Here is a 23,037-nt window from a genome sequence, read left to right on the forward strand (position 1 = left end):
GGACAAATGGAATGTTCACTTCGCGCAGTCTGTCTCCTGCCTTCTATTACCTGTTCTTTTCAGGAGAACGGGAGCAGCAGCAGCGCTTTTTCAAGGAACTGCATTTCATTTCGATAGCGATCCTGACGTTTGGCCTGGCTTGCTGGCTGGTCACGTTCAGCCTGACCTTGCCGCGCGCCTCGCTCGATCATGCGCAGGCGGCGCTGGGTGTGACGGGCATGCTGGTCGGGCTGCTGCTGACCATGTATGCGAAGTCCTTGCAGGCCATCATCGCCAGCGGCACGATCAGCGTGCTGTTCATCGCTTTCAGCTTTCGCGTGCTGATGCTGGGCACGGAAAACCCCGCTTTCTGGGTGTTGCCGCTGGGCGTGATGATCACCCTGACGACGGCGCCCATTTTCAGCGGCATCGCGTATTACCTGGGCGTATCGCTGTGCGTGTGGGCCATCCTGGGGCTGGGGCAGTTTCCCGTGCATGCGGGCCAGGCCGACCAGCATTGGCCCGTGCTGGCCGTCACCATCAGCGTCATCATCGGCCTGGCGCTGAATATCTATTTTCTCGTCTTGCGCATCCACAACTACCGTGCCCAGCGCGACCTGGCGACGATGGCCTACAAGGATGGCTTGACGGGACTCAACAACCGCCGCATGTTTACGCAGGGCGCCCGCGCCCTGCAGCGTACGGTGCGCACGCCCGCGTATTTCCTGATGATCGACATCGATGACTTCAAGCAAATTAACGACGTGTACGGCCATGACGTGGGCGACGAAGTGCTGAAAAAGATCGCTGACGTGATCGCCAGGCTGTCGGGCGAGCACCTGTGCGGGCGCCTCGGTGGCGAGGAGTTCGCCGTGATTTACCTGGGCGAAAAAAACGCGGCCTGCGACTTCGCCGCACAGCTGGTCGATGCCGTCGAGGCGGCCTTCGTGCCGGAACGCAAGGTATCCGTCAGCATCGGCGTCGCGGAACTGATCAAGGAAGCGGACTTGTCGCACAGCTACCGGCGCGCCGACGAATCCTTGTACCTGGCCAAGAAAAGCGGCAAGAACCGCTACGTGCTCGACGCCGCTTGAGAACACGTCATTTCTTCACAGAATGCTAAGATCGCGGCCCGCGCGTGCCGGCGACCGGACCGGCATGGCGTCTCGACAAGGATGACCATTGAATTTTCCCCTGCACACCGTGTTCCCCCTGCTGTCGCTGTGCGCGGCCCTGTATGCGCCGACGATTGCATTCGCGCAAACGGCGGAGGATGCCGCCTTCGTGGCCGCCACCGTGCCCGTGCCGTCGCCGCCGCTGCGCCTGAGTGCGCATCCGGAAATCCGCGCCGACGTCTTCAAGCTGCTCGGCTATGCGCGCGGCAGCTATACGCAGGGCAATACCCTGATCGCACGCCAGGTACTCGACAGCATGTATTCACTCGATGACATCACGCGCACCATGCTGCCCGACGGGCGCTCGGTGCTGGCCTCCATCGATGCCGGCACGCACGGTGCGTGGCGCGCCGCCATGCTGTTCGATCCGCAACGCAAGCTGCTGGCGCTTGGCCTCGTCAACGGCCATTGCCAGGCCGCCACCGGCGACGCCGCGCCGGCCTGCCTGCCATCCACGCACGCCGTGCTGACGGTGTTCGTGCCGCCAGGCTCGGAGGACGGGATGGCCGCGCCGCTGCTGGTCTGGGCGCGGCAATTGCCACCCATGCTGGCACAGGCCGCGCCGGCACAGCGGCAAAGCATTGCTGCGGTGGAATACATCACGACCCGCCCCGGCCAGCCCGGCTGGGAGGCGCGCGACGTGCCGCCCGGCTTTCCCGACAGCCTGCTGCACCTGCTGCTGCCGAATGCGGAATTGAATGGCAGCTCCAGCGGCGGCAAGATCGTCACACCGGCGGGCCTGGCGGGCTTGCCCATGCGTACGCCCACGGAAGCGGCCGAGGCGGGCGACGAGCCCATGCCCGATGCCGAGATCACCGTGCGCAGCTATGCCGATTTCCACTGGGTGCTCAACACCTACGCCAAACTGGCCAAGGGCGCGCAAGTGAAGGGCCACGACGACAAGGTGGTGTTTACGGGCAGCGATGCGAGCGGCCGCTACACGGTGACCTTGCGCGAACCCAACAAGGACGATGGCGTGTTCATCACCGTGGCCAGCTGGCGGGAAAAATAAACGACAGAGCAGGGAAAGCATTGCCATTACGCACAAGAGCATGGCATTTTGGCATTTTGCGGTATGATTTCCGGCCGTGCGGCGCGGCCCTGTCCCTGCCTTGCCCACCCTGCCCTTCAAGCCAGTCACGCTTGCGTCGCATCCTGCCTCTAAGGAATACATATGTTCGGTTTTAACTTGCGCGTTGCCAAGATGGTGTGGACGGCGTTCCTCATCGCCTTTTTGTTATTTCTCACCTACAAGGTTTCGTCGACCCTGATCGTCGTGGTCTTTGCCATTTTCTTCAGCTACCTCGTGTATCCGCTGATCGGCCTGCTCGAACGCCATGGCCCGAAACGCTTGCCGCGCACGGCCGCCATCGGCATCGTCTTTCTCGTGGTGATCTTGCTGGTGGCGATACTGGGTTCCATCTTCGGCGCGCGCATCGAAGAAGAGGCGATCAAACTCAGCGATCAGTTGCCGACCCTGCTCAAGGGCAACAACTTTGCCGAGCGCATCCCCTTGCCGGAATTCATGGAGCCGTTGCGCGCGCGCCTGCTGTCGTTCATGCAGTCGCAACTGAGCAGCGGCACGGGACAAGCGATGCCGCTGGCGAAAGAACTGGGCTTGACCGTCATGCATGCGGCCAGCAACCTGATCTATCTGGTGCTGGTGCCCGTGCTGAGTTTTTTGCTGATCAAGGAAGGACCGGACATGCGCGACGGCTTGCTGTCGCTGCTGAACCGCCCGAACAAGAAACTCTGGGGCGCCATCATCGACGACCTCGACATCCTGCTGTCGCGCTATGTGCGCGCCCTGCTGCTGTTGTCGATCGCCACGTTTGTGTCCTACAGCATCGCCTTTTCCCTGATGGGCGTGCCGTACAGCCTGCTGCTGGCCGGCGCGGCCGCCTTGCTGGAATTCATTCCGTTTGCCGGCCCGCTGGCGGCCGCCGTCATCGCCGTGGTCGTGGCCGGTTTCAGCGGCTTCGAGCACGTGTTCTGGCTGATCGGCTTTATCGCCGCCTACCGATTGTTCCAGGATTACGTGGTCAATCCGTACTTGATGAGCGAAGGCGTGGAAGTGAGCCCGCTGATGGTGATCGTGGGCTTGCTGGCCGGCGACCAGTTGGGGGGCGTGGTCGGCATCTTTTTGTCCGTGCCCGTGATGGCGGCCATCAAGATTGTCTTCGTGCGTGCGCGGGCAGCCTTGCAGGCGCGCCATGATGCGATGGAGAAAGCGGAACAGGCTGCAGAAGAAGCGCGCGCCCAGGCCCTGGCCGAGGCGGCGCGCTTGCAGGAACAGGGCAGCAAGGCCGCCCTGGAAGCGCAGTAACTTAGAACTCTTCCCACTCGCCGCTATTGTCGGCGGCGGGTTTGGCGGAGCGTGGCTGGGCTGCGGCCGGGGCGGCAGCGGCGCGCGCCGGTGCCAGGCGCAGCGACGGGCGTTTCAAGGCCGTGCTGGCGGCGGCCACGACAGGCTTGCGCAAGGCAGGCTTGGCCGCAGACGGACCGCTATGGTTGGCGTCGAGTTTGAAGATGCTGACCATCTCGGCCAGCGCCGCCGCCTGCTCCTGCATGGCTTCCGAGGCGGCCGCCGCTTCTTCCACCAAGGCCGCATTCTGTTGCGTCACGGTATCCATTTCCGCCACGGCTTGGTTGATCTGGCCGATGCCCAGTTCCTGCTCGCGGCCGGCGGCGCTGATTTCGCCCATGATGTCCGTCACGCGGCGGATGCTCGAGACGATCTCGTCCATCGTCGTACCCGTCTGGCTGACCAGTTCGCTACCGGCGCCCACGTTCTGCACCGACGCTTCGATGAGCACTTTAATATCCTTGGCGGCGCTGGCCGAGCGGTGCGCCAGGTTGCGCACTTCCGTGGCGACGACGGCAAAACCACGGCCCTGCTCGCCGGCACGCGCCGCTTCCACGGCCGCGTTCAGGGCCAGGATATTCGTCTGGAAGGCTATGCCATCGATCACGCCGATAATGTCGGCAATCTTTTTCGACGATTCGCTGATGGTGCCCATGGTATCGACCACTTGCGCCACCAATGCGCCACCTTTCACCGCCACGTCCGAGGCCGACACGGCCAGCTGGTTGGCCTGGCGCGCATTGTCGGAATTCTGCTTCACGGTCGAGGTCAGCTCTTCCAGCGACGAGGCCGTTTCTTCCAGGCTCGACGCTTGCTGCTCCGTGCGGCTGGACAGATCCAGGTTGCCCGAAGCGATTTCATTGCTGGCCGTGGCGATGGCGCCGCTGCCGTCACGCACACCGCGCACGGTGGTCGACAGGCGTTCCTGCATCTTCTGCAAGCCCGTCAGCAAGGCGCCCATTTCGTCGTGGCGCGTGATGACGATGTCGTTGGCCAGGTTGCCGTCGGAAATGGCGCCGAAATGGCGCAGGGCCTGGTCCAGCGGGCCAAAGATGGCGCGCAGCAGCAAGATGCTGGAAATAATGGTCAGCAAGGCACCGACTATCATGCCGCCGATGGCCATGCTCACTTGCGTGTGGTAGCTGGACTGGCTTTCCGCATACATCTTGGATGCCGAAGTGACCTGGTATTGCGTCAAGGTTTCGGCGGCCTGGTCCAGGCTGCGGTACAGCGGCGTCAGCCCCTTCATCATCAATTCGTCCGCCTGCGCGACGTTGCCTTCACGCAAAGCCTTGCTCATGGCCAGCACGCCATTGTTCATGTAATCGCTGCGCTTCTTGTCCATGTCGTCGGACAGGCGCTTTTCATCCGCGCTTTGCGGCAGGCCCAGGTACACCTTCCAGGACTTGTTCGAAGCTTCCATGAATTGTTCGGCGCGGGCCAGGGTATCCTTGGCATCGGCCGCGTCCGGGTGCACCATCACGCGGTCCATCGTAAAGCGGGCACGGCCCAGGGCAATTTGCGATTCGCCGATCGCTTGCGTCGATGCCAGCTGATTGCTGTAGACCTCGTTGAGGCTGTTGTTGGCCGATTTCAGGCTGATGATACTCATGACGCCCAGCAGGGCGATCAGCAGACCCAGCACACTCATGGTGGCAATCAGGCGCATCTTTATTGTTATGTTCGACAGCATGCAATTTTCCTTGGTAGGGGCGCAACCATGCCTGCGCATGCCGGACGAGATAGCGGCAAACGCCAGATGGATGGGTCACGTGAATTGTTCAGGACAGGTCGATACGGCGTGTGCGGCAGCAGGGGGGAAGGCGGCCCGCGCATATCGTCAGGAGTGCAAGACAGGGCAACGAGGTCGAGGTTTCCTGTACTTTTAATTTCCTGACTGCAAGATACAGGGAAAGATTACCAGTAGCAACATCCAGCATGGATTTTCACGCTTTGTAACAAGCGGATGATGTTTTTTGCGCAGAACTGGCATTCCGCTGCCGTGCGCGGTCGCGTGGGAATGCCAGTTATGTTAATAGACGGTTTCTGCAATCGAGCATGGTCAGCATTTGCCAGCCACCGTCCGGTGTCGGCTTTTACGGTCCCTGTTTCACGTCATCGACATACAGGCCGCCACCGCCAGGTTCCACCCACTGGCCCTGCTTCTTGCCATTTACATAGTTGCCCTGCCATTGCACCACCCCGTCGATGCGGCGTTCGCTGGGGCCGTTCAAGCGGTCCTTCACAAACGTGTCATAACCGGTGAAACTGTGCATGTCCACTTCGCGCCATTCGTCCACACCCGGGTTCACTTCCCAGCGGCCCGTGCGCTGGCCACGCTGCATCATGCCCGTCGTCGTTTCATCGCCGCTTTCATACGTCCACGGCCCTTCGGCCTTGTCATCGACAAAGGCGCCAAACGAGCGGATGGTGTTCGGCTCCTCGTAGTGCCACTGCCCCGTGCGCTTGCCGTGCGCATACTGGCCACGGGCATACACGCTGCCCACGCAGCAATTCACGTTGTACTCGATGAATAGCCCATCCTGGCTGGCGGCAAAGCGCTGCGGCTGCGTTTCCCAGGTGATCCACTTGATGTGATAGCCGGGTGCGCGGTTCCCTTTCCAGCCCTTGCCCAGCAGATACGTGACCGTGAGGAAATGGCCATCCTTTTCCACGAAGGTTTTTTTATAGGCAAACGCCGGCGCATCGGCCGGCTTGCCGGGCAATAAATCGCCATCGATATTGAAATAGCCGACGAGGGTGCCATGGCCATGCTCGATGGCGTCGAACTCGGCCACGCCCGTGGGTGCGTAGGCTATGCTGTGGTCGATCTGCGGAAAATGGGCCAGCGCCGTGCGCACCTGCGCCTCGTCCGTGGTTTTCGCGCCGCGCTCGACGGTACTGGCGGTAGCCATCGGTTTACCATCGTAGAACCGCGCCGCCTGCGCTGGCGCCAGGGTGCCCAGCGCCAGCAGCGCCGCCATCGTGCTCATCCAAAATGTTTGCCGCATGCCCACTCCACTGCCGAAAAACCGCCATTATGCATGGCCGTTCAGGCAAGACCGGACACGCGAGGACGCCGGCCGAACAGGGGCCGCTGCACCGTCTGTGCCAGCAGCACGCCCAGCAGCGAGATGCCGCCGCCGACCAGGTGGTACACATGCATGTTTTCGTGCAGCCAGACGATGGCCAGCAGGGCCGTCAGCAGGGGCAGCAGGTTGACGTAGATGCTGCAGCGGTTCGGCCCCAGCAGTTTGACGCCTTCGATCCACAGGTAGGACAGGACGATGGACGAGCCTATGCCCGCATAGCCGATCAAGGGCAAGGTGGTGGCGTCCAGCTTGGCGCTGCCGGGCGGCAAGAGCAGGAAGAACGGCAGCATGCACGCCAGGGCGGCCAGCGCCTGGCAATAAATGGCTTGCCAGGCGGGAATGGACAGACGCCAGCGGCGCAGCAGCACGCCATACAGGGCGAAGCTCAGGGAAGCGAGCAGCATCAGCGCATCGCCCGCGTGCACGCCCTGCTGCAGCAAGGCCAGCACATCGCCGCGTCCCACCAGGTACAGCAGGCCGCCGAACGACAGCACGCCGCCGGCCGCCATGCCCACCGTCAGGCGCTCGCCCAGCAGCAAGACGCTGAGCAGGGCCGTCATCAGGGGCGCCAGCGCCGTGACGATGGCCATATTCGTCGCCGTGGTGCTTTCCGCGGCGCGGTAGGACAAACTCTGGAACAGGGCCATCGACATCAGGCCGCACAGGGCCAGCTGCCACCAGTGGCGGCGGATGGCGGCGCGGTTGCGCCACAGGGGGCGGGCGATAAACGGCGTCATCACCAGCAAGACGAGCACCAGACGGTAAAAGGTGATGGCCGTGGGGGCGATGCTGGACGCGGCCAGCTTGGACACGATGACGTTGCCGGCCCACAGCAACATGGCCAGAAACGGATACAGATAGGCGCGCACAGGCATGCGAAACTCCGGGAATAGTTGCGGGGAACCATCATGCCGCAGGCACGCCGCGCCTTCTCGCGCTAAGATGTCCATACCTATCGCAAAACTGACCCCATTTTCATGGATTGTTCGTCCCACGCCTTTCAGGAATTGCTGCCCGTCACGGCGCGCGCCATGGCGCTGGCCGTCGACTATGCGCACGGCCACGTGATTTCCGCGCACCGCCACACGCATGCGCAGTTGCTGTATGCCATCGAGGGCGTGATGACCGTCGAGGCGCAGGGCGGGCGCTGGGTAGTGCCGCCCACGCGCGGCGTGTGGCTGCAGCCGGGCATCGCGCACCAGGTGCGCATGAGCGGCGCCGTCAAGATGCGCACGGTGTTCGTCAACTGCGCCAATTCGCCATTACTGCCTGGCCACAGCTGCGTGCTCGAGATCAGTCCATTGCTGCGGCAACTGATTGTGGCGGCCGTCGACATCGCGCCCGATTTCACGGAAGGCAGCCGCGACTGGCATCTGCTGCAATTGCTGTTGCACGAGCTCGACAGCCTGCCCGTGCTGCCCCTGTATCTGCCGTTACCCGTCGATGCGCGCCTGCGCGGCATTTGCGCGCGGCTGATGGAACAGCCGGGCGAACAGCAGACGGTGGCGCATTGGGCACAGGAACTGTCCATCACCGAGCGCAGTCTGCACCGATTATTCCAGAAACAGACGGGCATGCGCTTTGGCCAGTGGCGCCAGCAGGCGCGATTGCTGCGGGCGCTGGAGCAATTGGCGCAAGGCGTCAAGGTCATCGACGTGGCCATGGACAACGGCTACACGAGTCAGAGCGCATTCACGGCCATGTTCAAAAAACATTTCGGCACCACGCCCACCGCGTTTTACCAGGCGAAAGTCATCGCCGCGTAAAAAAAAATGCTGCTATGCATCAATAATCATGGGCGATAGCCGCCGCTCTTGTTATCATCGCAAGCCTTATCGCACCGCGCCCATCCTGGCGGCGGTGTTGACCTCATCTTCTCGCCACCATGACACAGAATTTCTTCCAGACATTTATCCTGCTCTTGCTCGTCACTGACCCGTTCGGCAACGTTTCCCTGTTCGTCAATGCCCTGAAACGGGTGCCCATCGAGCGGCGTTGGAAAGTCGTGGTGCGCGAATGCATGATCGCCTTCGGCATCTTGCTGCTGTTTATGTTCTTCGGCCGCCATTTCCTCAACGCCTTGCAATTGTCGGAGGTGGCCCTGCGCATCGGCGGCGGCGTGATTTTGTTCCTGATCGCCATGCGCATGGTATTTCCGCAGCCGAACGCGGGCAATAGCGACCACGAGATGGGCGGCGAACCGTTCATCGTGCCGCTGGCCATTCCCGCGCTGGCCGGCCCGTCCGCGCTGGCCACCGTGCTGCTGTTTTCCTCGCATGAAATGAACGAAGTGATCGCCCACGTGGCGGGCTTGACGGCCGTGGCCGTCGTCTGGCTGGCCGTCTTCCTGTGCGCCGAACGCTTGCAGCGGGCGCTCGGTCCAAGGGTCATGACGGCGTTCGAGCGCCTGATGGGCTTGATTCTGACGGCGATGGCCATTGAAATGCTGCTCGCCGGCATACGCGCCTTCCTGAAATCCGTTTAACATCAGCATTCATCCACTGAAGGAGTCCAGCATGAGTCGTTGCGCCCACATTTGCCTGATGGCCGATTACAACCAGTGGATGAATGTCAAGGTCTACGCGGCGGCGGCCAGCCTGCCGCCAGGCGAGCTGGAGCGCGAACGGGGCGCCTTTTTCGGCTCCCTGCTGGCCACCTTGAATCACGTGATGGTGGGCGACACCCTGTGGCTGCAGCGCTATGCGAAGCACCCGGCCGGCTTCCCCCTGCTCGATCCCATCCGCGCCATCACGCCGCCCGCGTCGCTCACGCACCCGCTGTTCGCGGCCGAGGATTTTGCCGCCATGCACGCGCACCGGCGGTGGCTGGACCAGCTCATCATCGACTGGGCCGCCTCCATCCGCGAAGAAGACCTGGACCACCTGCTCGACTACCGCAACAGCAAGGGACCGAACCGGCGCGAGTTTTTCAGCCTGCTCATGCATTTCTTCAACCACCAGACGCACCACCGGGGCCAGGCCAGCACCCTGCTGTCGCAGGCGGGCATCGACATTGGCGACACGGATTTACTGTTTCGCATCCCCAACCATATTGCCGACTGACGAGGGGCGGTACAGCCACGCCTTCACGGCAACCGCCGCCAGCGCCAGCATACCCAGCAGCGCGCCGCACGCCAGCGCCCCCTGCATGCCATGGCGCGCAATGGCCATGCCTCCCGCCAAAGCCCCCACCGTCACGCCCAGGTTGATGGCGGCGATGTACACGCCGATGGCGAACGCGGGCGCATCGCGCGCTTCGCGGCTGAGCCACACTTGCGTGACGATCAGCCCGCTCGTATGCGCCGCACCCCAGAACAGCAACAGCACCGCCATGGGCGCCCAGCCGATACCGCTGCCCGCATAGCGGTACAGCAGCCAGTATGCCAGCCCCAGCAGCACGGGCTGCAGCAAGACCGTGCGCAGCACGTGCGTGCCCAGCTGGCGCCCCGCGAACAGATTGCCCGCCACGCCACCGATACCAAACACCACCAGCGCCAGCCCCGTCTGGCGCGCCGACAAGCCCGCCACCTGCTGCAGATACGCGGCCGCATACGCATACACGGCGAACATGGCGGCAAACACCAGCACGGCGGCGGCAATGGTCAGCCACAGGGCGGGTTTGCGCAGCACGGCCAGCTGGCGCCCGTAGGCCATCGGCGCCTCGCGTGGCGTGTCCGGCAGGAACACATATAAACCGAGCGCCGCCAGGGCATTGACGAGGGCGCAGGCAAGGAAGGATGCCTCGTAGCCATACTGCGCGGCAATCCAGGTGGTGAGCGGAATGCCCAGCACCATGCCCATGCTGGTGCCCGTGAATGCATGCGCGCCGGCCCGCGCCGCCTGCGGCGGCGGGTACAGGGCGGCGGCCGCCACCATGGCCAGCGAGAAATACACAGGATGAAACAGGGCCGGCACGATGCGCAGCGCCAGCAGCAGCTCGAAGCGGGGCGCATACGCCGACACCACGCTGGCCAGCGCGAACACGAGCAGGGACGCGATCAGCACGCGCTTGCGGCGCCAGCGCGTGGCCAGCAGCACGAGGAAGGGGCCGCCCACGGCGATGACGAGGGCGAACAGGCTCACCAGCGAGCCCGCCTGCGCGGCCGTCACGCCGTAGCGCTGCATGATCATCGGCAAGATGCCGACCACGCCAAACTCGATGCAATACACGCCGAACAGGCCCAGCGCGAGAAAGACGATGGGATGCGGCCGTGTCATGGCGCCTCCATCACGCCATACACCGCCTGGCACAGTTCCGTCACGAACGGCCCCGCCATGCCTTCCAGTGCCGTATTCGTGAACGCCACCACGGACAGCTCTTGCGCCGGATCGACAAACCACGAATGGCCATACGTGCCGCCCATGCGCCAGCTGCCGACGGACTCCGGCGTGGCAGCGGCAAGCGGGTCCGTCAACACGGTAAAGCCGAGGCCAAAGCCGCGGCCCGGCCAGAACGGCAAATCGAAGCTGCCCGTCTGGCTCGTGCCCATCTGATGCGCCAGACGGGTCGGCAGCAGGGGCGCGCCGCCTTGGCGCAAGGTTTCCAGCAAACGCATGAAGTCGGGCGCGGAACCCACCATACCGGCGCCGCCGGACGGATACGCTTGCGCATCGCGAGCGCGGGCCGGTGACAGGGTAAAACCGGCCATGCCATCGAGAAACGGCAGATGGTCTTCGCCCTCGTCGCGCAAGCGGCGCGGCCGGGACTCTCCCGCAGCCCGGTCCGCATACGCGACGGCCAGGCGGGCCGGATCGGCCGCCGCAAAACCCGTGTCGCGCATGGCCAGCGGCGCCGTCACCAGGTATTCCACGGCCTGCGCCAGCGGCAAATCAGTCACCGCTTCGATCACGGCGCCCAGCACGTCCGTGGCAATCGAATACGCCCAGCGCTCGCCCGGGGGATACGCGAGCGGCACGGTAGCCAGGCGGCGCAGGTTGTCCTCCAGGGAAATGCGCGACGCATCCATGCCGTCCGACACCCCGGCCTGCGCATACGGACCACCCGGCGGCTGGAAGAAACCATAGTCGAGCCCGGCAGTGTGCGTGAGCAAGTGGCGTACGGTGATGGCCGCCACCGTACCGTCCGGCTGGCGCGGCGCAAAATACGGCAGCCAGCGCGTCACCAGGTCGTCCAGGCCCAAGCGATGCTGTCCCACCAGCGCCAGCGCGGCCGCCGAGACGATGGGTTTGCTGACGGACGCCAGGCGGAAGACGGCGTCCTCAACCATGGGCGTGCCCGCCTCACGGTCCAGGTAGCCAGCCGCGCGGCGGTACATTTCCTGGCCACGCTGGCGCACCAGCACGACGGCGCCCACCAGGCGCTGCTGCTGCAAAACATAGTCCAGCAAGGGATCGATGCGGGCGGACAGGGCCGCGGAAGAGAAGTTATAAATCATGACAGAGCCTTTCAAATGATCAGACTGCCAAGGTAAGGCAGGCGCGATAAAAGAAAAACAGGCTATAGTTTCTGTCTGTGCGGACGTTGGCATCCGCAATAAAGGCTAAAAAATGGACAACATGGCGGGATTCACGGCCTTCGTGCAGGCGGCCGAGACGCGCAGTTTTGTGGCGGCGGGCCGCGTGCTCGGCATTTCCGCCTCGGCCGTGGGCAAGAGCATCGCGCGGCTGGAAGAGCGCCTCGGCGTGCGCCTGTTTCAGCGCAGCACGCGCAGCATCGCGCTCACCAGCGAAGGCACCGTGTTTCTCGAACGCTGCCGGCGCATCCTGGGCGAGATCGAAGCGGCCGAGCTGGAGTTATCGAACAGCAAGAGCGCGCCGCAAGGCCGGCTGCGCGTCAGCCTGCCGCAGGTGGGCAGCTTGCTCAATCCCGTGCTGGCCGCGTTCGCGCGCGCCTATCCGCTGGTGGAGCTCGACCTCGATTTCAGCGACCGCCGGGTCGACGTGATCGAAGAAGGCTACGACGCCGTCGTGCGCGCGGGAGAGAGCGCCGACAGCCGTTTGATGAGCCGCCTGCTGGGCCAGTTCCAGCTGCAGCTGGTGGCCGCGCCCGCCTACCTGGCGCGGCACGGCACGCCGCTGCTTCCCGCCGACCTCGCGCAGCACACTTGTTTGCTGTACAAATTTCCCAGCAGCGGCAAGGTCGAGGCCTGGCCCCTGCCCGAGTGGCCTGCCCTGCACGCGGCCGGCTTGCCGTCCCTGCTCCACTGCAACCATGTCGACACCCTGCTGCACTTTGCCGAAAGCGGCCTGGGCATCGCCGCCCTGCCCGACTTCGCCGTGCGCGCCGCGCTGGCCGCAGGCCGCTTGCAGAGCTTGCTGGAAGGCCATCGCCAGCACGACGGCGCCTTCCGCATCCTGTGGCCCAGCAGCCGTCACCTGACGCCGAAACTGCGCGCCTTCATCGATTTCCTGGCCACCCACGTGTTTCCGGAAAGCTGAATCGACATCCAGCGCCGCGCTCGTTGTTTCCACACGACAACTTATACAATTTGCTACCAGTTTTTCAGCTTTTCGCGGACTTGATACAAGTTTTTGTATTGCAGTGCGGAATTTTGAGGAACAATTACAGGCTGGCCGCCGCTACGTATAAACCCGTAGCGCTGGCCTGTCCGATGTTTTCCCTCACTTCCGCAACACGAAAGCAATCATGTCACTCACACAATTCAAAATCGGCACCCGGCTCGGGATCGGGTTTGCTGTCGTCCTCGGCCTGCTGGTGGCCGTCTTGCTCGTCGGCCTGTATTCCATGGGACAACTGAGCGCACGCACGCACGACATCGTGACCGACAAGAACGTCAAGATGGCGGCCGCCAATACCATGAGCGACAACGTGCGCAACATCACCCTGGCGATCACGAGCGTGGTGGTGGCGCCGACGGAAGCGCTGGTGCAGGCGGAACTGGCGAAAATTGGCGAAGCGCGCAAGAAGTACGGCGCCGCCAAGGAAACCTTGCAAAAGAAAATCTCGACGGACAAGGAAACGGCGCTGATGGCCGAACTGGACGCGGCCCTGAAAGCGGGCGCGCCGCTGAACAACAAGGTCATCGAACTGCGCAATGCGGGCCAGACGGACGAAGCGATCGCCTTTTTGACGCAGCAGGCGGCGCCGAGCCTGAAGCGCGTGCTGGGCGCGCTCGACAGCCTCGTCGCGTATGAAGGCGAACAGGCGGCGCAGGCGGCAACGGACGCCGAAACGCTGAGCGCCAGCGCGCGCGCCTCCATGCTTGCCCTGGGCAGCGTGGCCGTGCTGCTGGGCGCCTTCGTTGCCTGGATCATCACGCGTTCGATCACCCAGCCCATCAATGCGGCTGTCAGCGTGGCCGAAACCGTCGCGTCGGGCGACTTGTCGTCGCACATCGTCGTCAATTCCAGCGATGAAACGGGCCGCCTGCTGGGCGCCCTGAAAGCCATGAACACCAGCCTGCTGGGCGTGGTGGCGCAAGTGCGCAACGGCACGGATGCGATCTCCACGGCATCGAGCGAAATTGCCGCCGGCAACCTCGATCTGTCGTCCCGCACGGAAGAGCAAGCCAGCTCGCTGGAAGAAACGGCGTCGGCCATGGAAGAGCTGACCTCGACCGTGAAGCAGAACGCGGACAATGCGCGCCAGGCGAACCAGCTGGCGAAAAGCGCGTCGGAAGTGGCCGTGCGCGGCGGCAGCATCGTCTCGCAAGTGGTCGATACCATGGGCACGATCAATGCCTCGTCGCGCAAGATCGTCGACATCATCGGCGTCATCGACGGCATCGCCTTCCAGACGAATATCCTGGCCTTGAACGCGGCCGTGGAAGCGGCGCGCGCGGGCGAACAGGGCCGCGGCTTTGCCGTCGTGGCTTCGGAAGTGCGCAACCTGGCCCAACGATCGGCTGGCGCGGCGAAAGAAATCAAGGAATTGATCGCCGCCTCTGTTGCCAACGTGGACACGGGTTCGCGCCTCGTCAATGAAGCGGGCCAGACCATGGGCGACATCGTCGACAGCATCGTGCGCGTGACCGACATCATGGGCGAAATCACGTCCGCCACGCACGAGCAGACCATCGGCATCGAACAGATCAACATGGCCATCGCGCAAATGGATGAAGTGACGCAGCAAAACGCGGCCCTGGTGGAAGAAGCGGCAGCCGCCTCGCAAAGCATGCAGGACCAGGCGGGCGAACTGGCCCACGTGGTCGGCTTCTTTAAAACCGGCAACCATGTCGCCAGCGCAACCAAGCTGGCGCCTGTGCGCGCCACGCCAGCAGCACCAGCCATCGCGCGCCCCGCAACCAAGCCAGCGCCAGCGCGCAAGGCCGTCGCGGCCGCGCCGGCACGCCGCAGCAATGCGGCTGCAGAGAGCGAATGGGAAGAGTTTTAATACAGTAGTTTTAACAACCGGCAACACCCTCCCCAAGGGAAAGCCAGGCAGGAAGTTGCTGCCTGGCTTTTTTTCGTCTGCCAATACCACTTTTTTTGCGGCAAAGCCCGCGCAATAGACAAAAGTGCAAAACGTGCAGCGCGCATACGCTTTACAATCCTCGCTCGCTTTACAAAATATTGGTCATCATGAATCAGGCAGAACAGCAGCGCCTCCTGGCTATCCTGGAGTATTGGCACAAGATCGAATTCTTTATCCCGTTTGACCTGAATCAAATCACGGACGTTGAAGACCAGTCCACCGTGCGTCTCCTGCACCGCGAACAGCTGGCGCAATTGCCGCCGCAGTTCGTCACGCAATGGCAAGTAGCGTCCGACCGCGAGATCGACGGCTTTTCATTGTTCCTTGGCGTGTTCGACAAGGCGGAAATCAACAAGGCTTGTCCGCCAGCCACTGGCCCGGAAAACATTGCCGAAACAGAAAAAACAGAACTGCTGGGACGCTCGTGCTTTGCCCGCATCAATCTCAATGCGCTGGGCGAGCCGCAGTTCGATCCCGTGTCCGTGTCGACCTTGCCGTGGGCCCTGGGCCGCGCACGCACGCCGGACTGGTCGGGCCTGAGCCTGGACGCCTTCAGCGACAGCCAGCTGGCGCTGCAGGACAGCTTGCGCAACTTCGCGGCCAGCCGCACGCCACAGCAAGTGACGGACGAAGCCGGCAATGTCTCCTCTCCCCTGTCCGGCATGGAAATCGCGGCCCTGGCCGACCTGCTGCGCGACTGGGCCGGCTTCCACCCGTCGGCCGGCCAGCCGCTGGCCGTGCTGGAATTGCGCACGCGCAAGAAACGCGCCGCCGCCGACACGGCCGATGCGCTTGAAAGCAGCCAGAACCGCACCTTGGACTTAGGCGACGTCGCGGAACCGTCTATCGATATCCTCAACAGTTTTTACCTCGATGACCTGGAACAGATCATCCGCGCCTTGCGTGGCGGCAAGCTGCCGGCCACGGTCGCCGCCTACCTGACGCCGCTGGCGCAGGATGAGCGCATCAACCTGTACAGCCCGGCCGGACGCCAGGCGCTGGCCGCCATGCTCAATCCGGCGAACATGAATCGCGGCCACTGGCTGGAAGACGCCAGCTACGCCATGAGCCTGATGCAGCAGTTCGCCATCCACGGCGCGCGCACGGGCTTGAGCGAACGCGGTATCTTTTCCGTCAACGGTCCGCCGGGCACGGGCAAGACGACCTTGTTGCGCGAATTGTTCGCCGACAACATCGTGCGCCGCGCCAGCGTGCTGTCCTGCCTCGATCGCGCCGGCGACGCCTTCATCGGCAAGGTCGCCGTCGCCTTCGAAGGCGTGCGCGACCCGATCACCATCGCCCGCTTGCGTCCGGAACTGACGGGCTTTGAAATGGTCGTCGCTTCGTCGAACAATGCGGCGGTGGAAAACATTTCCGGCGACCTCCCAAAACCCAAGCAACTGGGCAAGGAATGGGCGCGCACGCGCTATTTTGAAAGCGTGGCGCGCCGGATCGTGGCCGACGGCAATGGCGCCAACCGCGCCCTGGGCGAGGCGGAAGCGCCGTGGGGCTTGATGTCCTGCGCGCTGGGCAACAGCGCGAACCGCCGCCGCTTCGTCAGCAATTTCTATGACGACGACTGGGACAAGACCACGACGCGCAAGACGCCGAACGCGCAAAATATCCGCCAGTGGTTGGCCAGCCACCAGGGCGTGAGCTTTGCCCAGGCCGCGCGCGAATTCCGCGAAACGGAACACGTGGTGGAAAAAGCCCTGGCCGAGCACGCCCAATACGCGGCCTTGTGGCAAGCCGTGGGCACGTGCACGGAAGCCGAATTCATCCACAGCAGCCAGCAAGCGCTGATCGCTGCCGAGCAGGAAATGGATGCGGCCAATGGCGCCCTGTCCGACGCGCTGGCGCAACAGGACACCTTGCTGGTCAGCAAGAAGGAATTGCTGGAAGAAGAACGCCTGGTGGCGCTGACACAGCCCGGTTTCTTTGCCCGCCTGTTCCGCACGGCACCGGCGCGCGCCTACAAGGACGCCGTCGTGGCCAATGTCGAGGCGCAGCGCCAGGCCGCGCGCGACGTGTCCGCCATCAAGCTGCTGCTCAAGGGCGAACTGGAGCCCCGTTGCGAACGCGCCCGCAACAGCCTGCACATCGCCCTGCGCACGGCGCAATCGCGCCAGCGCGAATGGGATGACAGTACGGAACTGCTGCGCCGCGCGCGCATGCGCTTCCCCACCATCGCCGCGCCGGCGAGCCTGGAAGAGCTGGACGGCGACGCCTTGCAAATTGGCGGCCTGTGGCATGAACCGGCACTGGCCCGTTTGCGCTCGCGCCTGTTCGCCAAGGCCCTGGCCCTGCATGAAGCATGGCTGGCGGAAGTGGCAAAGAAAGGCGGACCCGGCTTCGGCGGCAACTTGCTGGCCGTCTCCAAATTGCTGAAAAACAAGCGCGCCTATGACCAGTCGCACATCGCCATGGTCTGGCACAGCCTGTTCATGGTGGTGCCCGTCGTGTCGACGACGTTCGCCTCGTTCGCGCGCCAGTTCCAGGGCATGGGTCCCGAATCGCTGGGCTGGCTGTTCATCGATGAAGCGGGCCAGGCCGTGCCGCAAGCGGCGCTGGGCAGCCTGTGGCGCGCCAAGCGCGCCGTCGTCGTGGGCGACCCGCTGCAGATCGAACCCGTGTTCACGGTGCCGGGCCGCCTCGTGCAAACCTTGTCCGCCCAGTCGCCGCACACGCAGGACGGCAGTTATGCGCCGACAAGCGTGTCCGTGCAGACACTGGCCGACAAGGCCAACCGCTATGGCGCCACTGTAGGCGCGAATAGCGCGCAACCGCTGTGGATCGGCAGCCCCCTGCGCGTGCACCGCCGCTGCGTGGAACCGATGTTTTCGCTGGCCAACAGCATCGCCTACGAAGACAAGATGGTCTACGGCCTGAGCGAGCGCACGCCGCCAGCCGGCGCGCGGGGACTCACGCGTGGCCCCAGCTGCTGGATCGACGCCGCCGGCCCCGTCAGCTACAAGCAGGTCGTGCCCGTGCAACTCGATTTCGTGCTGGAAGTGCTGCTGAAGCTGTATCGCCGCGACGGCAAGCTGCCCGACATGTATGTGATCACGCCGTTCAAGGCCGTGCGCAACGAATTGCGCTCGCGCATCGTGGACATGGACTGGGATCGCCGCCTCGGCTACGGCAAGGCGCCGACGGCCCGCGAATTGCGCCAGTGGAGCAGCCAGATGGTGGGCACCGTGCATACCTTCCAGGGCAAGGAACAAAGCGTCGTGATGCTGGTCCTCGGCGCCGACGACAGCACGGTGGGCGCGGCGCAGTGGGCGGCGGCCACGCCGAACCTGCTCAACGTGGCCCTGACGCGCGCGCAGCACCATGTGTACATCGTCGGCAACCCGCTGCTGTGGGGACAGTTGCCGCACTTTGCGCCGGCGTGCGCGCAATTGCCGCATGCGGGCATGCATGAGTTTTTGGTGGAGATGGGTTGACGGCCCCATGACCATGCTTTACGGCGTAGGTCGGATTAGGTCCGCAGGACCGTAATCCGACAATATGGTTGGCGCATGATGTCGGATTACGCGCTTGCGCGCTAATCCGACCTACAGTCCTCGAGCGGAAACACTAAAGTGAACGTCGTGGCGGCCGCATCGGACGCCACGGTCGCGCTGCCGCCATGCAACTGCATGATGGCCGTGACGATGGCCAGGCCCAGGCCTGTGGAAGCGGCCGAATCGCTGCGGGCCGGGTCGGCGCGGTAGAAACGCTCGAACAGGTGGGGCAAGTGGCGCGCGGGGATGGCCGGGCCGAGGTTGCTCACGCTTAGTTCCACGCCCTCGTTTGTCGCGTGCGAACGCAGCAAGATCGTGCTGCCTGGCGCCGCGTGGCGGATGGCGTTCGACAGCAAATTGCCGAGCGCGCGGCGCAGCAGTTGCGGCTCGGCCGTCACCGTGCCGCTGCCGTGGCAAGCCAGCGCCAGCTCGCGCTCTTCGGCCAGGCCTTCAAAGAAATCGGCCAGGCGCAAAAACTCGTCCTGTATGGGCAGGACTTGCTTGACGAGCAGCATTTCCTCCTGCTGGGCGCGCGCCAGAAACAGCATGCTGTCGATCATGCGCGACAGCCGTTCCAGCTCTTCCACATTCGACGACACCAGCTGTTCATATTCGTGCGCGCTGCGCGGGCGGGCCAGCATGACCTGGCTTTGTCCCAGCAGATTGGTGACGGGCGTGCGGAATTCATGCGCCAGGTCGGCGGAAAATTGCGACAGCCGCGCATAGCCTTCCTGCAAGCGTGCCAGCATGGCGTTCAGGGCCTGTACCAGGGGCAGTAATTCCGTGGGCGCGCCGCGCGCATCGAGCTGCTGCTCCAGCTTGCCCGGCCGCACGAGGGCTGCGTGCGCGGCGATATTGCGCAGCGGCCGCAATCCCCGCAGCAGCATCAGGCTCGCCAACAGGGCCGCCACCAGCGCGCTGACGGCCACCGAAACGACGATCTGCCAGCGATAGGCGGCGAACATGGCCGTGCGGTCGCCGTAGACCCGGGCGACGGAAATGTCCGCCATCTGCGCCGGATCGCCGATGCGCGCGCTGGCCGCCACCACGCGTGCGGGATAGCCGTCGCGGCTGGTCCAGCTGACGATATCGCTGTTTGTCACGGGCGCATCGACGGCAACGGGAACAGCATGCGCCACCGTCTCGCCGTTCGGATTGACGTCGATCAAACGCGTGCCATCGGCACGCACGATGCGCACCAGCGAATTCTCTTGACCGCTCATGGTGTCGCGGAAATACTGGGGCCGTTCGCGGATGATGTCGAGGGTGCCCGCATTACCCAGCAATTGCTGGATCTGCCGCAGTTTACCCAGCAACAAAATATCGTCACGGCGCTCGATTTCCGCGACAAACGAGCGGTACAGATGCATGCCCAGCCCGGCAGACACGAGCGCCACGATCAGCACGAAGACGAGCGTGACGCGCAGGGTCAGCGAGCGGCGAAGTTGCGCCAGTTTCATGCGTCAGCTGCCATGGGCGCGCGCAATTCGCAGACATAGCCCATGCCCCGCAAGGTGTGGATCAGCTTGGGTTCGAACGGATCGTCGAGCTTGCTGCGCAGGCGGCGGATGGCCGCGTCGATGACGTTGGTGTCGCTCTCGAAATTGATGTCCCACACTTGCGAGGCGATGATGGAGCGCGACAAGACTTCGCCCTGGCGCCGCGCCAGCAGATGCAGCAAGCCGAACTCCTTCGCCGTCAGGGTGATGCGCTGGCCTTGGCGGCTGACCTTGCGTTTCATCACGTCGATTTCCATGTCGCCGATGCGGATGACGTCGTCTTCGCGCGGCGGCCCGCGCCGCAGCAAAGTGCGGATGCGCGCCACCAGTTCGGCAAAGGCGAATGGTTTCACCAGGTAATCATCGGCGCCCAGTTCCAACCCTTTGACCCGGTCCTGCACTTCGTCGCGCGCCGTGAGGAAAATCACGGGCACGTCCGCGCCGCCCTCTTGCAGCCGCAGCGCGCGCAAGACTTGCCAACCGTCCATGATGGGCAGCATCACGTCGAGCACGATGAGATCGGGTGACTCCGTACTTGCCATGTGCAGGCCGTCGCGGCCGTTGCGCGCCAGGCTGACCGTAAAGCCGGACTCGGCCAGACCGCGCAGCAGATAGTCGCCCGTCTTCGGTTCGTCTTCTATGACCAGGATGCGCATCGGTGGGGCTTTCTTGTGGGAAGTTGGACCATTCTACGCCGCACGCAGGGCGCCGCGGATGATAAAAATGTCATGCGCCGATCATCTTCTCGTAGGGCAACGCTGGCCATACTGGCGTCACTTACTCAACGGACAGCCACATGAAAAACCTGTTACTCGGCAGTACCCTGCTGTGCCTGCTGGCCAGCCCGGTCCACGCCCAGCTGCGCAAGGTCGATGACCTTTCGCTGGCGGCGGCCAACAAGCTGGCCGACGCGGCCATGGCCACTTGCCAGGCGCAAGGCCGGCACATCGTCGTCACCGTGCTGGACCGTGGCGGCAATATTGTCGCCGTGCAGCGCGCCGATGGCGTCGGGCCGCACAACACGGATGCCAGCCGGCGCAAGGCCTACACGGCCCTGTCGACGAAAACCGATACGCAGGCGCTGGCCGTGGCCGCGCGCGGCAATCCCGACATGGCCAATTTGACCACCGTGCCGGAACTCTTGCTGCTGGGCGGCGGCCTGCCCTTGCGAACCAAGGGCGAAGTGGTCGGCGCCATCGGCGTGGCTGGCGGCGGTGGCGCGCAGCAAGACCGCGCCTGCGCCCATGCCGCCCTGGCCGCCATCCCCGAACTCGATTCCCCTACCCTGTAAAGAAAGATACGACGATGACCACACTGAAACACATTACCGCCGCCCTGGCCTTCGCCAGCCTGTCCGGCATGGCCCTGGCCGCCCCCAATCCCTTGAGCGTGCACATCCTCGACTTGCAGAGCGGCCAGCCGACGGCGGGCGTAACGGTCACCCTGGAGCAAAAGAACGGTGAAGGCTGGCAACAGCTGGGCAGCGCCGTGACGAATGCGCAGGGACGCATCGCGGCCATGTATCCGGTGGATGCGCCCATGCAGGCGGGCGACTACCGCATCGTGTTCAAGACAGGCGAGCACTATGCACGGCTGAAACAGGAAACGTTTTTCCCGGAAATCCCCGTGCAATTTCACGTGGAAAAGACGGACCAGCACTATCACATCCCGCTGCTGCTCAGCCCTTTCGGCTTTTCCACGTATCGCGGTAACTGACCGTTGATCAGGCCACCGTCTTTGCCGTCTGACCGAACAGCACGCTTTTCGCGTCGCCGCTGACGGTCGGCTGCACATTGATCTCGGCCGCCCGCGCATATGCGCGCACGGTGGCGGGACGGGCGGCGATGGCCGCGAACCAGCGCGCCAGGTGCGGGAAATCTTCCAGCTTCTGGCGCTGGCGTTCGTGCGGCACGATCCACGGGTAGATCGCCATGTCGGCGATGGAATAGCTGTCGCCGGCCACGAATGCGCGGTCGGCCAGGCGCTTGTTCAACACGCCATATAGCCGGTTCGTTTCATTCACGTAGCGCGTGATGGCGTAATCGATGGGTTCGGGCGCATATTGCACGAAATGGTGATTTTGCCCGGCCATGGGGCCCAGGCCGCCCATTTGCCAGAACAGCCACTGCATGACTTCGGCGCGTCCGCGCACGTCCGCCGGCAGGAATTGCCCGCTTTTCTCGGCCAGGTATTGCAGAATCGCGCCCGACTCGAACAACGACAACGGCGCGCCGCCATCTTCCGGCGCCTGGTCGACGATGGCGGGAATGCGGTTGTTCGGTGCGATGGCGAGAAACTCGGGCTTGAACTGCTCGCCCTTGCCGATATGCACGGGAATGATGTTGTAGGGGATGCCCGCTTCTTCCAGGAACATCGTCACTTTGTGCCCATTGGGCGTGGTCCAGTAATACAGGTCGATCATCGTCGTCTTTCAGCTCGTTGGCATAGGGCGGGCGTAACTATTGTCGCGCCGCAACTGGTGTGCATGGATATAATGCCACGTAAGCGAAAAACAAGACGGCGCCCAGGCAGGGCAAGCATTCACTCGCGCCGTCACGCAGGCATCCCGACATTCCAGAGCACAAACAAAGAAAGCCGACCATGCGCAAACTCCTGATCGTCACGCTGTCCGTCCTGCTGTCAGGCTGTGTCCAGGACTTCGCCATCTACATGTTCGACGGCCAGGACCATTCCCTGACCGTACGCCGCCAGCAACGTTATTTTTGGCAAGATACCGTGGAGGTGCAGCTGATGGCGACCAATCTGCCGCAATGCCAGCGCCTGCATACCCTGTCGACGGATGCGCCGGCCGACATCACCGTCGAGCTGTTTGCGGCCGGCGATGGCATCTGGAATATCCGCATGGGCAAGCAGTTGTGGCAAGCGGAAACGAATACCTGCAATGAACTGACGGAAATGGAAAACGACCCGAAAGCCGACCTGGGCCAGCCGGTCGGGCAATTCGTGGTCGTCGATGACAAGCTGGAATTCGAACCGGCACCGCCAGCGGCAGCGCCAGCCCGGTAA

The 23,037-nt window shown here is 63.7% G+C and carries 20 protein-coding genes; 12 read left to right on the forward strand and 8 right to left on the reverse strand.

The annotated features are described in order from the left end of the window. Positions 1-11 precede the first annotated feature (11 nt). The 3 genes from CLU90_RS17325 (at position 12) to CLU90_RS17335 (ending at position 3,480) form a co-directional block, all read left to right on the forward strand. Positions 12-1,073 (forward strand): GGDEF domain-containing protein, encoded by a 1,062-nt coding sequence (locus tag CLU90_RS17325; RefSeq protein WP_157808847.1) that lies wholly within the window; start codon positions 12-14, stop codon positions 1,071-1,073. Positions 1,074-1,161: 88 nt separating this feature from the next. Further along, positions 1,162-2,166 (forward strand): hypothetical protein, encoded by a 1,005-nt coding sequence (locus CLU90_RS17330; protein ID WP_100428506.1) that lies wholly within the window; start codon positions 1,162-1,164, stop codon positions 2,164-2,166. A 162-nt stretch (positions 2,167-2,328) separates the two neighbouring features. Beyond that, positions 2,329-3,480, forward strand: a complete 1,152-nt coding sequence (locus tag CLU90_RS17335; RefSeq protein ID WP_092717595.1) for an AI-2E family transporter — start codon at positions 2,329-2,331, stop codon at positions 3,478-3,480. 1 nt (position 3,481) lies between these two features. Here CLU90_RS17335 and CLU90_RS17340 read toward each other — a convergent pair whose 3' ends face one another. From CLU90_RS17340 to CLU90_RS17350, 3 genes are all read right to left on the reverse strand, one after another. Next, entirely contained in the window at positions 3,482-5,212 is a 1,731-nt protein-coding gene (locus tag CLU90_RS17340; protein WP_092717592.1) for a methyl-accepting chemotaxis protein, read from the reverse strand. A gap of 403 nt (positions 5,213-5,615) precedes the next feature. Further along, positions 5,616-6,530 carry a toxin-antitoxin system YwqK family antitoxin gene (locus tag CLU90_RS17345; RefSeq protein WP_157808848.1) on the reverse strand — a complete coding sequence of 305 codons (915 nt, stop codon included), beginning with the start codon at positions 6,528-6,530 and terminating at the stop codon, positions 5,616-5,618. A 41-nt stretch (positions 6,531-6,571) separates the two neighbouring features. Further along, on the reverse strand, positions 6,572-7,486 hold the full coding sequence (locus tag CLU90_RS17350; RefSeq protein WP_092717585.1) for a DMT family transporter: 915 nt from the start codon (positions 7,484-7,486) through the stop codon (positions 6,572-6,574). Between the two features lie 102 nt (positions 7,487-7,588). Between CLU90_RS17350 and CLU90_RS17355 the strand changes: the two genes are divergently transcribed. From CLU90_RS17355 to CLU90_RS17365, 3 genes are all read left to right on the forward strand, one after another. Then, positions 7,589-8,377: an AraC family transcriptional regulator gene (locus CLU90_RS17355; RefSeq protein WP_100428508.1), complete on the forward strand. Its 789-nt coding sequence runs from the start codon at positions 7,589-7,591 to the stop codon at positions 8,375-8,377. Between the two features lie 119 nt (positions 8,378-8,496). Continuing rightward, positions 8,497-9,096 carry a MarC family protein gene (locus tag CLU90_RS17360; protein WP_034754361.1) on the forward strand — a complete coding sequence of 200 codons (600 nt, stop codon included), beginning with the start codon at positions 8,497-8,499 and terminating at the stop codon, positions 9,094-9,096. A gap of 31 nt (positions 9,097-9,127) precedes the next feature. Further along, positions 9,128-9,673 (forward strand): DinB family protein, encoded by a 546-nt coding sequence (locus tag CLU90_RS17365; RefSeq protein WP_100428509.1) that lies wholly within the window; start codon positions 9,128-9,130, stop codon positions 9,671-9,673. Here CLU90_RS17365 and CLU90_RS17370 read toward each other — a convergent pair. After that, on the reverse strand, positions 9,638-10,828 hold the full coding sequence (locus tag CLU90_RS17370; protein ID WP_100428510.1) for an MFS transporter: 1,191 nt from the start codon (positions 10,826-10,828) through the stop codon (positions 9,638-9,640). The genes CLU90_RS17365 and CLU90_RS17370 overlap by 36 nt on opposite strands. Continuing rightward, complete coding sequence (locus CLU90_RS17375; RefSeq protein ID WP_100428511.1) at positions 10,825-12,006, reverse strand: serine hydrolase domain-containing protein; 1,182 nt, start codon at positions 12,004-12,006, stop codon at positions 10,825-10,827. The genes CLU90_RS17370 and CLU90_RS17375 overlap by 4 nt, the downstream gene beginning before the upstream one ends. Positions 12,007-12,118: 112 nt before the next feature. Here CLU90_RS17375 and CLU90_RS17380 point away from each other — a divergent pair, with 112 nt between their 5' ends. The 3 genes from CLU90_RS17380 to CLU90_RS17390 all read left to right on the forward strand — a co-directional run bounded on the left by CLU90_RS17380 (position 12,119) and on the right by CLU90_RS17390 (position 18,451). Then, positions 12,119-13,009: a LysR family transcriptional regulator gene (locus CLU90_RS17380; RefSeq protein WP_100428512.1), complete on the forward strand. Its 891-nt coding sequence runs from the start codon at positions 12,119-12,121 to the stop codon at positions 13,007-13,009. Positions 13,010-13,217: 208 nt separating this feature from the next. Next, positions 13,218-14,924 (forward strand): methyl-accepting chemotaxis protein, encoded by a 1,707-nt coding sequence (locus tag CLU90_RS17385; RefSeq protein ID WP_092717567.1) that lies wholly within the window; start codon positions 13,218-13,220, stop codon positions 14,922-14,924. 188 nt (positions 14,925-15,112) lie between these two features. Continuing rightward, a complete protein-coding gene (locus tag CLU90_RS17390; protein WP_232731241.1) occupies positions 15,113-18,451 on the forward strand; it encodes a DEAD/DEAH box helicase in 3,339 nt (1,112 codons plus the stop codon). A gap of 101 nt (positions 18,452-18,552) precedes the next feature. On the opposite strand, the gene CLU90_RS17395 is transcribed toward CLU90_RS17390, so the two are convergent. Both CLU90_RS17395 and CLU90_RS17400 read right to left on the reverse strand, forming a co-directional pair. Beyond that, positions 18,553-19,971: a heavy metal sensor histidine kinase gene (locus tag CLU90_RS17395; protein ID WP_100428514.1), complete on the reverse strand. Its 1,419-nt coding sequence runs from the start codon at positions 19,969-19,971 to the stop codon at positions 18,553-18,555. Further along, positions 19,968-20,666 carry a heavy metal response regulator transcription factor gene (locus CLU90_RS17400; protein ID WP_100428515.1) on the reverse strand — a complete coding sequence of 233 codons (699 nt, stop codon included), beginning with the start codon at positions 20,664-20,666 and terminating at the stop codon, positions 19,968-19,970. Before CLU90_RS17400 ends, CLU90_RS17395 begins: the two co-directional genes overlap by 4 nt. Before the next feature lie 140 nt (positions 20,667-20,806). Between CLU90_RS17400 and CLU90_RS17405 the strand changes: the two genes are divergently transcribed. Together CLU90_RS17405 and uraH are read left to right on the forward strand one after the other, a co-directional pair. Further along, positions 20,807-21,301 carry a GlcG/HbpS family heme-binding protein gene (locus CLU90_RS17405; RefSeq protein ID WP_100428516.1) on the forward strand — a complete coding sequence of 165 codons (495 nt, stop codon included), beginning with the start codon at positions 20,807-20,809 and terminating at the stop codon, positions 21,299-21,301. A gap of 14 nt (positions 21,302-21,315) precedes the next feature. Beyond that, complete coding sequence (gene uraH / locus CLU90_RS17410; protein WP_100428517.1) at positions 21,316-21,726, forward strand: hydroxyisourate hydrolase; 411 nt, start codon at positions 21,316-21,318, stop codon at positions 21,724-21,726. 7 nt (positions 21,727-21,733) lie between these two features. On the opposite strand, the gene CLU90_RS17415 is transcribed toward uraH, so the two are convergent. Beyond that, on the reverse strand, positions 21,734-22,432 hold the full coding sequence (locus tag CLU90_RS17415; protein ID WP_092717547.1) for a glutathione binding-like protein: 699 nt from the start codon (positions 22,430-22,432) through the stop codon (positions 21,734-21,736). Positions 22,433-22,611: 179 nt separating this feature from the next. Between CLU90_RS17415 and CLU90_RS17420 the strand changes: the two genes are divergently transcribed. Beyond that, positions 22,612-23,037, forward strand: coding sequence for a hypothetical protein (locus CLU90_RS17420; protein ID WP_100428518.1), 426 nt, complete (start codon positions 22,612-22,614; stop codon positions 23,035-23,037).

Source organism: Janthinobacterium sp. 67 (assembly GCF_002797895.1).
Lineage (GTDB): Bacteria > Pseudomonadota > Gammaproteobacteria > Burkholderiales > Burkholderiaceae_D > Janthinobacterium.

Coding starts and splice junctions, on each gene's coding strand:
- CLU90_RS17325 (WP_157808847.1), top strand. CDS start 12: ATGTTCACTTCGCGCAGTCTGTCTCCTGCCTTCTATTACCTGTTCTTT.
- CLU90_RS17335 (WP_092717595.1), top strand. CDS start 2,329: ATGTTCGGTTTTAACTTGCGCGTTGCCAAGATGGTGTGGACGGCGTTC.
- CLU90_RS17340 (WP_092717592.1), bottom strand. CDS start 5,212: ATGCTGTCGAACATAACAATAAAGATGCGCCTGATTGCCACCATGAGT.
- CLU90_RS17345 (WP_157808848.1), bottom strand. CDS start 6,530: ATGCGGCAAACATTTTGGATGAGCACGATGGCGGCGCTGCTGGCGCTG.
- CLU90_RS17350 (WP_092717585.1), bottom strand. CDS start 7,486: ATGCCTGTGCGCGCCTATCTGTATCCGTTTCTGGCCATGTTGCTGTGG.
- CLU90_RS17355 (WP_100428508.1), top strand. CDS start 7,589: ATGGATTGTTCGTCCCACGCCTTTCAGGAATTGCTGCCCGTCACGGCG.
- CLU90_RS17360 (WP_034754361.1), top strand. CDS start 8,497: ATGACACAGAATTTCTTCCAGACATTTATCCTGCTCTTGCTCGTCACT.
- CLU90_RS17365 (WP_100428509.1), top strand. CDS start 9,128: ATGAGTCGTTGCGCCCACATTTGCCTGATGGCCGATTACAACCAGTGG.
- CLU90_RS17370 (WP_100428510.1), bottom strand. CDS start 10,828: ATGACACGGCCGCATCCCATCGTCTTTCTCGCGCTGGGCCTGTTCGGC.
- CLU90_RS17375 (WP_100428511.1), bottom strand. CDS start 12,006: ATGATTTATAACTTCTCTTCCGCGGCCCTGTCCGCCCGCATCGATCCC.
- CLU90_RS17380 (WP_100428512.1), top strand. CDS start 12,119: ATGGACAACATGGCGGGATTCACGGCCTTCGTGCAGGCGGCCGAGACG.
- CLU90_RS17385 (WP_092717567.1), top strand. CDS start 13,218: ATGTCACTCACACAATTCAAAATCGGCACCCGGCTCGGGATCGGGTTT.
- CLU90_RS17390 (WP_232731241.1), top strand. CDS start 15,113: ATGAATCAGGCAGAACAGCAGCGCCTCCTGGCTATCCTGGAGTATTGG.
- CLU90_RS17395 (WP_100428514.1), bottom strand. CDS start 19,971: ATGAAACTGGCGCAACTTCGCCGCTCGCTGACCCTGCGCGTCACGCTC.
- CLU90_RS17400 (WP_100428515.1), bottom strand. CDS start 20,666: ATGCGCATCCTGGTCATAGAAGACGAACCGAAGACGGGCGACTATCTG.
- CLU90_RS17405 (WP_100428516.1), top strand. CDS start 20,807: ATGAAAAACCTGTTACTCGGCAGTACCCTGCTGTGCCTGCTGGCCAGC.
- uraH (WP_100428517.1), top strand. CDS start 21,316: ATGACCACACTGAAACACATTACCGCCGCCCTGGCCTTCGCCAGCCTG.
- CLU90_RS17415 (WP_092717547.1), bottom strand. CDS start 22,432: ATGATCGACCTGTATTACTGGACCACGCCCAATGGGCACAAAGTGACG.
- CLU90_RS17420 (WP_100428518.1), top strand. CDS start 22,612: ATGCGCAAACTCCTGATCGTCACGCTGTCCGTCCTGCTGTCAGGCTGT.